Annotated in this window: 11 protein-coding genes; 3 read left to right on the forward strand and 8 right to left on the reverse strand. The window is 66.4% G+C overall.

Annotated features, from left to right (window positions below; translation table 11 throughout):
* Nucleotides 1-29 precede the first annotated feature (29 nt).
* From AWU67_RS16605 to AWU67_RS16615, 3 genes are read left to right on the forward strand one after another with little or no spacing between them, the layout of a single operon-like run.
* Nucleotides 30-1,358: an ABC transporter substrate-binding protein gene (locus AWU67_RS16605; RefSeq protein ID WP_067231688.1), complete on the forward strand. Its 1,329-nt coding sequence runs from the start codon at nucleotides 30-32 to the stop codon at nucleotides 1,356-1,358.
* A 49-nt stretch (nucleotides 1,359-1,407) separates the two neighbouring features.
* Nucleotides 1,408-2,376 (forward strand): carbohydrate ABC transporter permease, encoded by a 969-nt coding sequence (locus AWU67_RS16610; protein WP_067231691.1) that lies wholly within the window; start codon nucleotides 1,408-1,410, stop codon nucleotides 2,374-2,376.
* On the forward strand, nucleotides 2,376-3,167 hold the full coding sequence (locus tag AWU67_RS16615; protein ID WP_067231695.1) for a carbohydrate ABC transporter permease: 792 nt from the start codon (nucleotides 2,376-2,378) through the stop codon (nucleotides 3,165-3,167). The genes AWU67_RS16610 and AWU67_RS16615 overlap by 1 nt, the downstream gene beginning before the upstream one ends.
* Nucleotides 3,168-3,171: 4 nt before the next feature.
* Here AWU67_RS16615 and AWU67_RS16620 read toward each other — a convergent pair whose 3' ends face one another.
* From AWU67_RS16620 to AWU67_RS16655, 8 genes are all read right to left on the reverse strand, one after another.
* Complete coding sequence (locus AWU67_RS16620; protein WP_199922317.1) at nucleotides 3,172-3,864, reverse strand: alpha/beta hydrolase; 693 nt, start codon at nucleotides 3,862-3,864, stop codon at nucleotides 3,172-3,174.
* A 49-nt stretch (nucleotides 3,865-3,913) separates the two neighbouring features.
* Nucleotides 3,914-4,738, reverse strand: a complete 825-nt coding sequence (locus AWU67_RS16625; protein WP_067231698.1) for a dienelactone hydrolase family protein — start codon at nucleotides 4,736-4,738, stop codon at nucleotides 3,914-3,916.
* A gap of 139 nt (nucleotides 4,739-4,877) precedes the next feature.
* Complete coding sequence (locus AWU67_RS16630) at nucleotides 4,878-6,758, reverse strand: ABC transporter permease (RefSeq protein WP_082717103.1); 1,881 nt, start codon at nucleotides 6,756-6,758, stop codon at nucleotides 4,878-4,880.
* 2 nt (nucleotides 6,759-6,760) lie between these two features.
* Nucleotides 6,761-7,918: an ABC transporter substrate-binding protein gene (locus tag AWU67_RS16635; protein ID WP_067231704.1), complete on the reverse strand. Its 1,158-nt coding sequence runs from the start codon at nucleotides 7,916-7,918 to the stop codon at nucleotides 6,761-6,763.
* Nucleotides 7,919-7,968: 50 nt separating this feature from the next.
* Nucleotides 7,969-9,180: an ABC transporter ATP-binding protein gene (locus tag AWU67_RS16640; RefSeq protein ID WP_129586764.1), complete on the reverse strand. Its 1,212-nt coding sequence runs from the start codon at nucleotides 9,178-9,180 to the stop codon at nucleotides 7,969-7,971.
* Between the two features lie 218 nt (nucleotides 9,181-9,398).
* Nucleotides 9,399-10,919, reverse strand: a complete 1,521-nt coding sequence (locus AWU67_RS16645) for a DHA2 family efflux MFS transporter permease subunit (RefSeq protein WP_067231707.1) — start codon at nucleotides 10,917-10,919, stop codon at nucleotides 9,399-9,401.
* 65 nt (nucleotides 10,920-10,984) lie between these two features.
* Complete coding sequence (locus AWU67_RS16650) at nucleotides 10,985-11,629, reverse strand: PadR family transcriptional regulator (protein ID WP_067231711.1); 645 nt, start codon at nucleotides 11,627-11,629, stop codon at nucleotides 10,985-10,987.
* Nucleotides 11,630-11,872: 243 nt separating this feature from the next.
* Nucleotides 11,873-13,489, reverse strand: a complete 1,617-nt coding sequence (locus AWU67_RS16655; RefSeq protein ID WP_067231715.1) for an LVIVD repeat-containing protein — start codon at nucleotides 13,487-13,489, stop codon at nucleotides 11,873-11,875.
* Between the last annotated feature and the right edge of the window lie 105 nt (nucleotides 13,490-13,594).

A 13,594-nucleotide genomic window follows, 5' to 3' on the forward strand; every position in this document is an offset into this window, starting at 1 on the left:
CCACCGACACCGAAGTACGGAGAACGAAGATGTTCAAGAAGAAGACCATGGCAACGGGGGCGATCATCGTCGCCTTCGCCGCAGGATCCCTCGGCCTGACGGCGTGTTCCTCAGACGCCACCGTCAGCGAAGGCGCAAGCGACAAGACCACCGTGAACTGGTGGTCGTGGGACCCGGATAACTCCAACTACCAGGCCTGGGTCGACGCGTTCGAGGCAGAGAACCCCGACATCGACCTGAAGTTCCGCTTCATCCAGTACAGCGACTACGAGAACGCCGTGCGCCTCGCCGCCAAGTCCGACTCCGGCCCCGATGTCTTCGGCATCGAGCCAGGTGCCATGTCGGAGCAGTTTGCCCCGCTCACGCTCGACCTCACCACGCTGGCCGAAGAAGAGATCGGCGCCGACTGGCAGGATCAGCTTCTCGGTACCGACCAGCTCGCCGTCGAGGGCAAGCAGGTCTCCCTGCCGTGGAAGCTGGGCGGTGGCGGCCTGATTTGGTACAACAAGAACATTCTGGATGCCGCAGGCGCCACGCCGCCCACCAACCTTGCCGAGTGGAAAGACATGTGCGCCAAGGTCGAGGCGCAGGGCGTCACCTGCTTCGTCCACGGGGCCAAGGACGACTGGGTCAACCTCGACGTCTTCCAGGCGATCGCAAACCAGATCGACCCCGGCGCTATCTACGCCGCGTTCGACGGCGAGAAGAAGTTCAACACTCCAGACATGGTCAGTGCCTTCGACGCCTGGAAGGGCCTCTTCGATGAGGGCATCATTCAGCCCGGCGCGCTGGGCATGACCCAGTACCCCGACGCGAACGATGCAATGAGCAAGGGTGAAGCTGCCTCGATCGCCTTCGGAACCTGGCACAACGACCACATGACGAAGGCCCGCCTCGCCGGTTCGGTTGAGACGTACGGCCCCGACATCGTCAACCAGGTGTTCCTCCCCATCGCCTTCCCCGACGTTGTCGGCGGCGCACAGGAGACCGGGCGTCTCTTCGGCGCCCCGGCCGGCTGGGCGATCTCGTCCAAGAGCAAGCAGCAGGAGGCCGCATTCACCTTTGTGAAGTGGTTCACGACGAGCGAGACGGCTCAGTCCATGATCGCCTCTGCCCTCAACCAGCCCGCACTCGCTTCGATGCCCGTGACCAGCGACGACCTCGTTGCGCCGGAACTGCAGCAGCCCGCACTTGACGAGCAGGCCAAGCAGTTCGCCAACCTCATCGGGCCGCGCCAGATCTCCAACGCCGATGTCGCCTCCGCGCTCGGACAGGCGCTGTCCGCGGTGGCCTCGGACCAGATGAGCTCGAAGGATGCCGCCGCGTCCGTCCAAGCTGCCATCGACGGCGCCAAGTAGCTCGAGAAAGGATGCCGGCCCCGCTCGCCGCAGCGGGGCCGGCCTCATCATGACGATTCCCACACTCCTGCGCCCCCGTGAGGCTGACGCTCCGCTTGACGCTCCGGCGAGACGGGCCCGCCCCGGTCTCCCGCGCTTCCGCAGCCCCCGCACCCGGGCACAGCTGACTCCCTGGCTCTATATTCTGCCCGCGCTCATCCTCGTCGTCGGCATCATCTACGTCGGCATCGGGTACACGGGCTGGGTCAGCACCCTCGACTGGAACGGGATCGACGAGAATCCCGAAAGCGTCGGAGTGCAGAACTTCCTCGACATCGCCGTCGATCCCGTTTTCTGGATGTCACTCAGCCACGTGCTGATCTTCGGTGTCGTGACGATCATCGTACAGATGGTGCTCGGCCTCATGATGGCAGTGCTGCTCAGCGGCAACGCGGTCAAGGGCAAAGCCATCTACAGCGTGATCATGTTCATCCCCGTCGTGCTGGCTCCTGCCGCGATCGCCACGGCGTTCCGCGAGATCCTGAACACAGACGGACAATTCAACCAGGCGCTTCGCGTCTTCGGCTTCTCCGAGGCCGACACGGCCTGGCTCGCCGACCCACAGTTCGCCCTGCTCGCGATTTGTGCGATCAACATCTGGCAGTGGACGGGATTCAGCTTCCTGCTCTACCAGGCGGCAATCTCGCAGTTGGACCAGAACACCTTCGATGCGGCCGCGATCGACGGGGCCGGCTTCTGGCGCATGGGCCGGCACATCCTGTTGCCGCAGTTGAACGGAACGCACGCAACGCTCGCCCTCGTCGGCTGCATCGGCGCACTCAAGACCTTTGACGTGGTCTATCTGACAACAGGTGGAGGGCCGGGCCGGAGCACCGAGTTCCTGACGACGTACATCTACAGCCAGATCGTCGAGCGATATCACGCCGGATACTCGGCGGCGCTCTCCGTCGTGCTCCTCGTCCTTGCGCTGATCCTCACGGCTATTCAGCTGCGCCTCTACAAGACCGGAGACGAATGATGTTGGAACGACCCACGGTCGGTGTGCGTTGGGTGGCACAAGTCGCCGCGACGCTGCTCGCTATCCCCTTCCTCTTCCCGCTCGTCGCGATGGTGGCGAAGTCCTTCGACGGCGCGGGATTCGTCGCGAACTACAGTGCGGTTCTCACCCAGACCCCGCTGCTGCGATCGACGCTGAACTCCGCGGTGATCTCACTCGGCGTGATCGCGATCGTCTACGTCTGCACGATGCTCGCCGGTTTCGCATTCGGCAAGATGAAGTTCCGAGGCAAGAAGCTCGTCTTCAGTGCGATTCTCGTCGGGCTCGTGCTGCCCACGATCGCCCTCATCGTGCCGTTGTTCATCATGGTGGACAGCTTCGGCCTCTTCAACAACTACCTCGCCGTCATCGTGCCGCTCGCGACCACGATCGTGCCCTTCACGCTGTTGCTTGCTCGCAACTACATGGCCTCGATCCCCGACGAGGTGCTCGAGGCGGCGCAGATTGACGGCTGCAGCTCGTTTGGCACGCTGATTCGCGTCGTCATCCCGCTCGCCAAGCCGATCACCGCGGTGATCATTGTCTGGGCGTTCCTGCAGGCATGGAACGAGTTCTTCTTGCCGTTGCTCTTCCTCCAGGACGAGTCGATGCAGACGGTGACGACGATCCCGCTCTACTTCACCAGCACCTACGGCTCTGACCAGCCGAAGATCTTCGCAGCACTTGTGCTGATCTGCCTGCCGGTGGTCGTGCTGTACCTCGCGCTGCAGCGCTTCTTCGAGCGGGGCATCTCGGCCGGCGCGATCAAGTAGCGCGTCAGAGCCAGCCGAGCTCGCGGAGGAATTCTTCGCACAGCGCGGTCCATTGCTCGGTGGTGGTGGATACGCCGCGGGCAAGGTCGAGGCCGTGTGCTCCGTGCGGGAAGACATGGCAGGAGTGGTGCACGCCGGCGGCGGCCAGCGCGGAGGCGAGTCCGTAGCTGTGCGTTGGCGGCACCGCCGCGTCTTCGACGGTGTGCCAGAGGAACACCGGTGGGGCGTCGGAACTGGCGAGGTTCTCCAGCGAGGCAGCGTCCTGCTCGGCGAGGCTCGCGGCGGGGCCGAGCAGGTTCTCGCGGCTCTGCACATGCGGGTCGCGACGCATCGACGCCACGGGGTAGCTCAGCACGGCGAGGTCCGGGCGTGTGTGTCCGGCTTGGCCGGTGAGGGCAGCGTGGCCCGCGAGGTGGCCGCCGGCCGAGAAGCCGATCACCCCGATGCGCGTCGGATCGTAGCTGAGCCCGTCCAAGTCGCCGAGCCGTGCGCGTGCGACGAGCTCGTGAACCGCGCCACGGGCATCCGCCGCGTGCGGTGCGATCGGGTATCGAAACACGCTGGCCGCGAATCCGAGGGACGTGAGCCACTCGGCGACGGGTTCGGCCTCGGTGTCGGCATGGCTGCTGTATGCCCCGCCGGGGAGCACGATGAAGAGGGGGCTGAGAGTATCGATGCGTCGAGTGTACCGGTTCACCGTGCGGCTGTGGTGGCTGATTTCGGCGCCCGGAAAGGGGCTGTGCGGCTCAGGCGGTCGAGCCTGGGATAGCCAGGCGCTCGCGCAGAAACGCGACGACCCGCTCGCGCGCGAGCAGGGCCGGGTGGCCGGGAGTCTCACGCAGCTCGGTCGTGAGCACCGAGTGGGCGCTGGAGCGGAATCCGGTGGGGTTGCCCTCTGAGGAGTCGAGGGTGATTACTTCGAAGGCGTCGCCGAGTCGCTCCTTCAGGGTGCGGAAGCGGGCGCTGCGCGAGACGGGGTCGTTGCTGAAGCGCAGGCCGATGGCGCAGAGCTCGCCGGATGCCGCGCGCTCTGCCACCCGGTCGAACTCCGGCCGGCTCATCCCCGGGTCGGCGCGCCGCCGCTCCCCGAGCGGGAACGGCACCGACGGCTGGCTGGCCACGGCCGCCAACACCGTGTCGTCGACGGCGGCGGCCAACGCGAAGCCCCCGCTGAAGCACATGCCGATCACCCCGACACCGCCGCCCGGCGTGCGCGCCGCGAGATCGGCGGCCACCGCGCGGAGGTACGCCGTGATGGGCCGCTGTGCGTTCAGGGCGAAGGCGCGGAACTCCGCAGACACGCAGAGCCGTGCGACGGTCGGCAACACAGAGCCGGTCGTGGCCGCCCTGCCCGGTTCGCCGAATGGCGACGGCACCACAACCGTGAAGCCCTGGCCGACCAGGTGTTCGGCCAGGCCGAGCACCTCTGGCGTGATTCCGGGGATCTCGGGAATCAGCACGACGCCGGGGCCGCTGCCCTTCTCGAAGCAGTCGTGCGTGATGCCCGCGCCCGTGAATGGCCGCTTCACCCAGCCGTCGAGTGTGGCGGTCGGTGCACTGGTCGACGCCATCTGGCTTCCTCCCTCTGCCGACACGCTAGCGGTGCGGCCGCGTCTGGAGGGTTGCGGCGCGCACACGTGCGCCGGGTTGGCCTGCGGCATCCGCCACGCGACGTCGAACGGGTGCGGCCCCGCGAGGCCGCACCCGCGATCAGCGTCTGGACAGAACCGGAGCCTCCTGCACCGCGATCGAGATGGTGGGGGAGACCTCTTCAGGCGGCGCCACCGACGCCGGCCCCAGGGCGAGGTCGGTGACGCGGCGCTTTGCGCGACCGATCGCGACGAGCGACACGACCCACTGCAGTCCGTAGCCGATCGCAAACACCAGGAGGGTGAAGATCAGAGCCATCGCTGCGCCCTTGTCCGGTGCGTAGATCTGCGCCGACCGCGGGTTGATCATCGCGTACATGTAGACCGAGATCGGCCGGGATTCCGGCGTCGCCATGAAGGCCGGAAGCGTGAACTCATTGGTGCCGAGGATGAACATCTGGATCCACACGGCGAACACCGTTGGCATCAAGAGGGGGGCGACGATCCGCCGGAAGCCCTCGAAGCGGGTGGCGCCACTCGTCATGGCGGCTTCCTCGAGCTCCATCTTGATCTGCATCGTCGCGCTGTACCCGCCGCGGTAGGCGATCGACACCCGGTAGGCGTACGCGATCACGAGGGCGGCGACGGTGCCAGCCAGTGGGATCACCGGGTTGATGACCATGAAGGTCAGGAACATCGCGAATCCGGCGATGGTCGCCGGGATCGCGACCGACGACGACGCGAACAGGTCCATCGCCTTCGACCGGAACGTCTTCTTGCCGCGTGCGATGCCGTAGGCAAGGACTGTCGCCGCGACACACGCGATGGTCGCGCTGCCGCCGGCGATGATCAGCGTGCGGCCGAGCGAGGCCCAGAACTCCGGGTCGCCGAACACCTTCCCGAAGGAGGTGAACTGCGTCATCTCGAACAGGGCGGTGAAGGAGAAGCCGATCGGGTACGGGGTGATTGCGGCCCACAGCAGGGCGAGCAGCGGGAGCACCGCGGTGAGGAGCACGAAGATGAAGATCGCGATCAGCACCGGCACCCGCCAGGCGCCGAGTTTCATGACCGTGGGCTTGAATCCCTTGCCGGTCACGGATGCCCGGCGCTCGGCGTTCCGGGTCGCCCTCAGATAGATGACGAACGCGATCGTGGTGATCACCAGGAACACGACGCCCCAGGCCGCCGCAAGGCCGTATTGCGGAAGCTGGCCCGCCCGCGACCCGATGAGCGTCCAGAGCTTGAGCGCGAAGATGTCCTTGCCGGAGTCTTGGCCGAACAGGAGCGGAACCTCGAGGCTTCCGATCCCCAGGATGAAGGTCAGCACCATGACGCCGAGGAGGCCTGGCCAGAGCATCGGCAGGGTCACCCGGCGGAGCGTCTGCGGCCAGGATGCGCCGGAGACGCGAGCCGACTCCTCGAGGGAGCCGTCCATGTTGGTGAGCAGCGGGACGATCATCAGATACGGGAAGGTCACGTTGGTGAGCGCCTGGATGACGATCATCGTCGAGAACGCGTACGGGTCGATCGGCACGTCGCCGGTGAACGGCAGCAGTCGCAGCAGTTGGTTGAGGATGCCCGTCTCGGGAGAGAGCATCAGCAGGAACGCCTGTGCCTTGACGATCGGCGGGATGATGAAGGGAACGATCACCAGCACGCCGATAAGCCGGCGCATCGGAGCATCCGTGCGCACGGTGACCCACGCCAACCCGAAGGCCATTAGCAGGGTCAGAACCGTCGAGCCACCCACGAACGCCGCGGTGGAGCCCAGAACTGCCCAGAAGTCCTCACGCAGACTCCACAGGGTGACAAAGTTCTCTGTCGTCCACTGCGCGGAGGGGACTCCGAACGGCAGGAACGGACCACGAAACGCCGTGATGATCTGTACGATCAGCGGGATCGCGAGCACCAGGAATATCACCGTTCCGGCGATGATCATGGCAACCGTCATCGTGGTCGGCCGAGAGCGCCCGGCCTTCGTGGTCCGTCCTACCTGAAACATGACTATCCGTTCAGAGCTGTGTCAGCTGCGCCGACCATCGAGATCCACGCGTCGCGGTCTGCCTGCGTCTCAGTTCCGGCTCCATTGGCCAGACCGAGCAGCAGCGCGTCGGTGTTCGTCTTCATGAGTCCCGTGGCCTTGTCGAACAGGGACTTCGGGAGCCCGGCGTACGGCACCTGGGTGGTGGCGAACCGCTCGTCGGTCATGCGCAGTTCCAGCCAGTCCGGGTCGTAGGAGTTCCAGAGGATCCAGAGCATGGCCGCTGCCTTGTTCTTCGCATCCACGTTGACACCGGAGAACTGGGCCCAGACGCCGGCGTGCTCGAACGGAGCGACCTTCAGCGACGGGTTCGGGTTGAACAGGGTCTGGTTCAGCGAGATCGGCACGTCACCGCTGGAGAGCGGCGTGTTCTGGTCCTCCAGCAGCTGCATCGTTCCCGACGACTTCAGCTCGGTGATCAGGTTGACCATGGCTTCCTCGCCCTTGGCCATTCCGTACGCCTCGAAGACGACCGGGTTGTAGCCGGCGATGGAGACCTTGCCCTTGTACTGCGGGTCGAGCAGGCCGTCCAGGGAGTCGGGCACCTCGATCTTGTCCGAGTTGTACTGCATCAGGGAGCCGTTGATGCTGTCCGGCACCATCTCGGGGGCACCGATGTTCAGGTACTCCTTCGGCAGGCCGAACTGAGTCCAGTCGACCTTCTCCCAGTAGCCCTCGTCGTACATGGGGGCGGTTGTGACGATCGAGCCAGACACGATGTCCGTGTTGCGCTCGCCGGTTGCCTTCGCCGAGATGATCGCCGACGACAGGTTGTAGGTGAGTCCGCGCGACTCGATCTTGATGTCGGGGAAGCGCTTGTTGAACTCCGCAACGACCTCAGGAGACTGCTCGTACCAGTCCCAGATGACCAGGCGCCCGCCATCGGTGCTCTTCGCCGTCTCGTAGAGGGTGTCCATCTGGGTGTTGATCCCCGGCCAGAAGTCCTCATAGAAGTTCTCGCACCGGGTGATCACGCCGATCGCCGAGGCGTCGCAGGTGGCGTCGGACGCCCCTGCTCCGGTCAAGACCTCCTCGGGAGCCGCGGCGGGAGTGCTGGCGCAGCCGCTGAGAAGCAGCATGCCGACCGCCGCTGTCGCGACGAGTGTGTTGCGTTTGACCATGATCGAAAGTCCTCTCTGACTTGATCTGTTGCTGTTGTGGGGTGTTGCAGCTAGGCGGCCAGCACGCGACAACTGTGCGGGGCGAGTTCGATGAAGATCTGGCTGCCCGAAGAGGGCGAGTTCAACGGGGCGCCGCGTGCCACGAGGGTTCCCACGACGGTTTGCCCGCTCAGGACCTCGACCTCGTACTCGACGATCTCGCCCAGGAACTCCACCCGCACCACCCGGGCCGGCACCACATTGGGGAGGTCGGGCGCGGAATCGTGCCAGCGCACGCTCTCGGGCCGGAACGTGATGGTGACCTCCTGGCCGGTGCCGACCTCGCTCGGGCAGGGCGTGATGAATCGTGTGCCGAACGCTTCGACGAGGGCGTCGCCGTCGGCGCTCCGCCCGCGGACGACGGCCGAGATCATGTTCACTCGGCCCACGAAGTCGGCCACGAACCGGTCGACGGGCTTGAAGTACAGGTCTCTGGGCGTCGCTTCTTGCACGATGCGGCCCTGGTTCATGACGGCAACGCGGTCGGACATCGACAGGGCTTCTGACTGGTCGTGCGTGACGTAGAGCGCCGTGATGCCGAGGCGCTGCTGCAGGCTGCGCAGCTCGTTGCGCATCGTGTCCCGCAGCTTGGCGTCCAGGTTGCTGAGCGGCTCGTCGAGCAGCAGCAGCCGGGGCCGGTGCACCAGTGCGCGGGCCAGGGCGAGGCGCTGCTGCTGGCCGCCGGAGAGCGCCGTGGCGGGCCGGTGTGCGAACTCGTCGAGCTGGACGATCTCCAGTGCCTCCATCGCGCGCTTCGTCGCCTCCTTCTTGGGCAGCTTGCCCCGGGAGACCTGGAGCGGGAAGACCGCGTTGGCGAGCACGCTCATGTGCGGCCAGATCGCGTAGTTCTGGAACACCATGCCCACATCGCGCTTGTCCGGCGAGACGTGCGCGGTTCCGGTGGAGAGCACCCGCCCGTCGAGGGAGATGCTGCCGCCATTGCTGTTCTCCAGGCCCGCGACGCAGCGCAGTGTGGTCGTCTTGCCGCATCCGGACGGGCCGAGCAGCGAATAGAACATGCCGGGCTCGATGGTGAAGGTGACACCCTTCACGACCGGGATCGCCTTGCCATCAAGCTCGTACTGCTTCTCGAGGCCATCGACGACGAGTCGACCGCCCCCATCAACCGCGGTCAAGCCCGAGCTCGCCCGCCGCCGGGATGCGACGGGGGCGGGGGCTGTGGTCTCAGCGGCCGGCGAGAGCTGCGTGTGCGACGTCGACAATGACGGCCTCCTAGGAAGGATTTTGTATTCTGGATCCACTTTGATCCGGGATTGAGCTAAGCAAAACACGTATCTGACTTCAGGGCAACGGCCCAGTTGCCCGCTGAGCGAATCGGTATTGGTTCGATCAGAAAAGCTATGGCTCTGCCGAGGCGAGCGGCTGGCCGTGCCAGAGGGGCCAGGCACGACCCGGCCGGCAGGCCGGGCCGCGCTCGGCACTAGTGGTCGGCGTCGGCGGTGGCCGGCACGCTGGCGGCCGGTACTTCAGCCTTCGGCGCATCGCCCCAGGCGACGGTGATTTTCGGTTTCGCCAAGAACAGCACCACGACCGCACAGATCCCGAAGCCGACCGCCGAGAGCACGAGCGATTGCGACATCGCCGCCGAGTACCCCGCGACAAGCTCGGGCGGCAGCGCGCCGCCCGCGTGGGCGCTGGCTTGGTCGGCCGCGTCGAAGCCGGGGAGCTCTGCCGCAAGGCGAGCAGTGAGCAGCGCCGCGATCGCCGCCGAGCCGAGCACTGAGCCGAGCTGGCGGGTCATCGAGTAGACGCCGGAACCGGCACCGGCCTGCGCGCGCGGCAGGTTGCGGGTCGCGGTCGAGGCGAGCGGGGCCCAGATGCCCGACATGCCGACGCCAAGCAGCGCCGACGGCAGCAGCAGCAGCCAGAGCGCGACATCCGGTGTGATCAGCACGGCATACAGGCCGAGGGCGAGCGTGATGAATGCGAAGCCGGTAAACGCGATCCATTTCGGGTCCAGGCGATCGCTGAACTTGCCCACCAGCGGGGCCAGGACGCCCGAGATGACGGCCATGGGCACGAGCATGAGCGCCGCCTGCGTGGGCTCGAGCCCACGGGCGACCTGGAAGTAGAACGCCAGAGGCAGCGGCATCGCCGTGATCGCGAAACCGACGACCGAGATCGCCACGTTGGAGAGGGCGAAGTTGCGGTCCTTGAACAGGCCGAGCGGCAACAGCGGTTCGGCGCGGTTGAACCGCTGCCACACCACGAAGACCACCAAGACGACGATGCCGGAGATGATGAGCCCCCACACCGTGATCGGGCCGACGATCGTGCCCCAGTCGTAGCTGGCGCCCTCCTGGATGCCGAACACGAGCAGGAACATGCCGATCGCGCTGAGCACGACGCCCAGCCAGTCGAAGCTGTGCGAGTGCGTCTCGAGGTTCGGCACCAGCCGCCACGCGACGATGAACGCGACGATCCCGACGGGCAGGTTCACGAAGAAGATCCACTCCCAGCCGAGCGAGTCGACGAGCAGGCCGCCGAGGATCGGTCCGACGAGGGTCGCCACGCCGGCAACCGCGCCCCAGAAGCCCATGGCCGCGCCGCGCTGGTTGGGCGGGAAGATGCGCGTGATGACCGCCATCGTCTGCGGGGTCATCAGGGCGGCTCCGAGGCCCTGCACCGCGCGAGCCGCGATGAGCATGCCGATGTCACCGGAGAGCCCGCACGCGAGCGAGGCGAGGGTGAAGATCGCGAGGCCGATGAGGTAGACGCGCTTCGGCCCGAAGCGGTCGCCGAGGCGGCCGGTGATGAGCAGCGGCACGGCGTAGGCGAGCAGGTATGCACTCGTCACCCAGATGACCGCGGTGAAGTCCGCGTTGAGGTCGCGCATGATCGCGGGGTTCGCGATCGAGACGATGGTCGAGTCGACGAGGATCATGAAGAAACCGATGACGAGTGCCCAGAGGGCGGGCCAGGGTTTGGCGATCTGGTTCATGGGCGCCTTTCGGGCTGGGGTGGCGTGGGGCGGCACAGCCGGGCGCGGCGGCGCGGGTGACCGGGTCATTCGGGGGTGGCGGATGCCGCGGCGGCGGGGGCCCCTGCCACCGCGGCTGGATCGGTCGGAGCGGCCGGAGCGGCTGAAACGTCGGCGGGCCAGGTCAGCGTGCCCGCGTCGAGCTCGTCGATCGTCTGTGCGATCCAGCGCGATTCGGCCTCGAGCATGGCGCGGGCATAGTGCACATCGAGCACGAAGTGCCTGGCCAGCCCTTTCGCGGCGACGCGGTCGAGTGCGGCGTCCGTGAGCTGGATCGACTCCGAGACGGCGGCAAGCCGATCACGGAGCAGCTGCGCCACGGCGGGCGCCGGCAGATTGCGCACCTCGCGGATGGCGACCGGGAACTCGGGGTACTCGTTGACGTGGGTGCCGAGCATCTCGGCGAGCGACTCGCGGAGCGCCTGCCGGCCGGCATCCGTGATCGCGTACACCGTGCGCTCCGGGCGGTGTCCGTGGCGCTCGATACCGCTGGCGGCGATGAGCCCGTCGGAGGCCAGCCGCTCGACCGCCCGGTAGAGGGAGCCGGCGCTCACCTTGATCACGCGGTCCTCACGCCGTTGGAGCATCAGCTGGTACAGCTCGTACGGATGCATCTCGCGCTCGGCGAGCAACGCCAGAGTGGAAACAGCGAGCGCTGTGAGTCGTGTCATCGGCTGTTCCCTCGCTCGGTGCTCTCAAAATCATTATTCCGTTCGGAATAATACGGGTGGAACTGTCGCGCGGCAAGGGGTGCGCCGGATCATTTCAGCGCACACAAAAAAGCCCGCAGCGCGCTGGCTGCGGGCGGTCGGCCGGTGCTCCGGCCGGTCTGCGGAGAGCCCGACCTGGCGCCGCCGCGATGGAACACTGCGGCGGCGCCAGGTCGCGAGGGTCTCGCGTTCGAGCTACACGGATCAGGCCGAACCGGCACCCGGCAATCCGACGACCGGCTCGCCCAACAGAGGCGTCGAGACGGCGTAGATGCCGTGGTTGGCGAACAGCCAGATCAGGTTGCGGTCCCACTCCACGAAGATGCCGTGCACCGGCGCCGCCATGTCGTCGTCTTCCTTGAGGCCCATCGGAGGGACGAAGTACGCCCCGACCTTCGGGTCCTCGGGGTCGCGGACATCGAAGATCTGCAGCCCGGCCGCGTAGAAGGCGTAGGGGATGACGCCGCCGTGCGGTGTGCCGGTGTTCGTGAAGTAGCCGGAGCGCTTGGGCCCGAAGGAGCCACGGCGCTGCGCCCAGTCGGTGAACGCGGCCGTGGCCGGCGGCACCGGGCGGGGCAGGGTGCGCACGACTCGCGGGTTTGTCGGGTCGGAGACGTCGATCTGGTAGATCTCCTTGGCCGGCTCGTAGCAGTCGGTGTTCATCGGGTAGCCCGAGACGTACACGTATCCGGTCTCTTCCACCTGGGTGGTGTCGACGTTGTCGCCCTCGGTGCCGGCGACGCTCACGGGCAGGTGGCACCAGCCGACGTGGTGGATATTCGTCGGGTCGGAGACGTCCAGCACGAAGAAGCCCTGGCCGCCCTGGGCCGCGTAGCCATACTGGTAGCCCGACTCCACTGAGCGGGGCATGAAGACACCCATGCGCGAGCCGAACCAGCTCGTCTTGTTGTTCCAGCGGTCGTTGCCCGCGAGGTACTCAGAGTCGATCTCTTCGCCGGCGCGGGTGCCGGGCACCCACCATTGCGAGAGCAGCTCGGGCTTCGCGGGGTCGGAGACGTCGTAGGCGGCGTGGCCGGCGGCCCACAGGGTCGTCTTGTACGGCTGGTTCGTGAAGCTGTTGTCGGGGGCCGTCGCGACGAAGAGGTACTTGTCTCCGTAGTAGACGGGCAGGTCGAGCACGCCGTTGCCCTCCTGGATCTCGTCCGGACCGTGGTTCGGGTCGGTCGAGACCTCGGTGAGCAGGGTCCAGTCGCGCGGGCTCGGGCCATTCATCTCCCAGGTGCGGAAGCCGCGTAGCCCCTCCCACTCCTTGAGCTGACCTTCGACGGTGTCGTCGATGTGCTTGTTGGCGACGCGCCCCTTGAGGAAGTAGCGCGGCGTCTCGCTGGCTTGAATCGCGACGTGCTTGCCGAGCTTCTCGTTGAACTGCACGGTGGTCGCTCCGAAGTCAGGGCGAGGGTCACCCCAGCCCCACTGCTCCTCGTCGACGATGGAGAGGGCGCGCGGGTCGGTGATGTCGTAGAGCTTCCAGTGGTTGCCGCCGCCGTAGTGCAGCATGTAGCGGATGCCGTCGAAGTCGTAGATGCACTGCCACGAGTGGCTCGTGTTCACGACGATCGGATAGAACGCCTCGGGCGTCGCGTTCAGCGCGTACGTCTCGGTGTCGTGGTAATCGAGCTGGCCCGGCCAGTCGACGAACACGTCGCGGGGGACGGAGGGTGTGTGCGCCGGGGGCAGGAACGAGCCGTCCGGCTGCATGCCCCAACTCGACGGATCGGGGTCGGCTGGCTCACCAGCGACACGCTCGAAGTCCTTCGGGTCGTACTTCTTTGCATTGGGCACATAGGGAGAGCCGGCCATTTCGCCTCCAGATTTGGATTGAAGAGAGAGTGCAATTGAGTCAAACTGTATCCAGAATCCAGAATCTGTCAACAGGTTAGTTTCAACTGTGCTGGAGAGACCCGC

Origin of the sequence: Microterricola viridarii, assembly GCF_001542775.1 — a bacterium.
GTDB classification, from domain to species: Bacteria; Actinomycetota; Actinomycetes; order Actinomycetales; family Microbacteriaceae; genus Microterricola; species Microterricola viridarii_A.

Coding starts and splice junctions, on each gene's coding strand:
- AWU67_RS16605 (WP_067231688.1), top strand. CDS start 30: ATGTTCAAGAAGAAGACCATGGCAACGGGGGCGATCATCGTCGCCTTC.
- AWU67_RS16610 (WP_067231691.1), top strand. CDS start 1,408: ATGACGATTCCCACACTCCTGCGCCCCCGTGAGGCTGACGCTCCGCTT.
- AWU67_RS16615 (WP_067231695.1), top strand. CDS start 2,376: ATGTTGGAACGACCCACGGTCGGTGTGCGTTGGGTGGCACAAGTCGCC.
- AWU67_RS16625 (WP_067231698.1), bottom strand. CDS start 4,738: ATGGCGTCGACCAGTGCACCGACCGCCACACTCGACGGCTGGGTGAAG.
- AWU67_RS16630 (WP_082717103.1), bottom strand. CDS start 6,758: ATGTTTCAGGTAGGACGGACCACGAAGGCCGGGCGCTCTCGGCCGACC.
- AWU67_RS16635 (WP_067231704.1), bottom strand. CDS start 7,918: ATGGTCAAACGCAACACACTCGTCGCGACAGCGGCGGTCGGCATGCTG.
- AWU67_RS16645 (WP_067231707.1), bottom strand. CDS start 10,919: ATGAACCAGATCGCCAAACCCTGGCCCGCCCTCTGGGCACTCGTCATC.
- AWU67_RS16650 (WP_067231711.1), bottom strand. CDS start 11,629: ATGACACGACTCACAGCGCTCGCTGTTTCCACTCTGGCGTTGCTCGCC.
- AWU67_RS16655 (WP_067231715.1), bottom strand. CDS start 13,489: ATGGCCGGCTCTCCCTATGTGCCCAATGCAAAGAAGTACGACCCGAAG.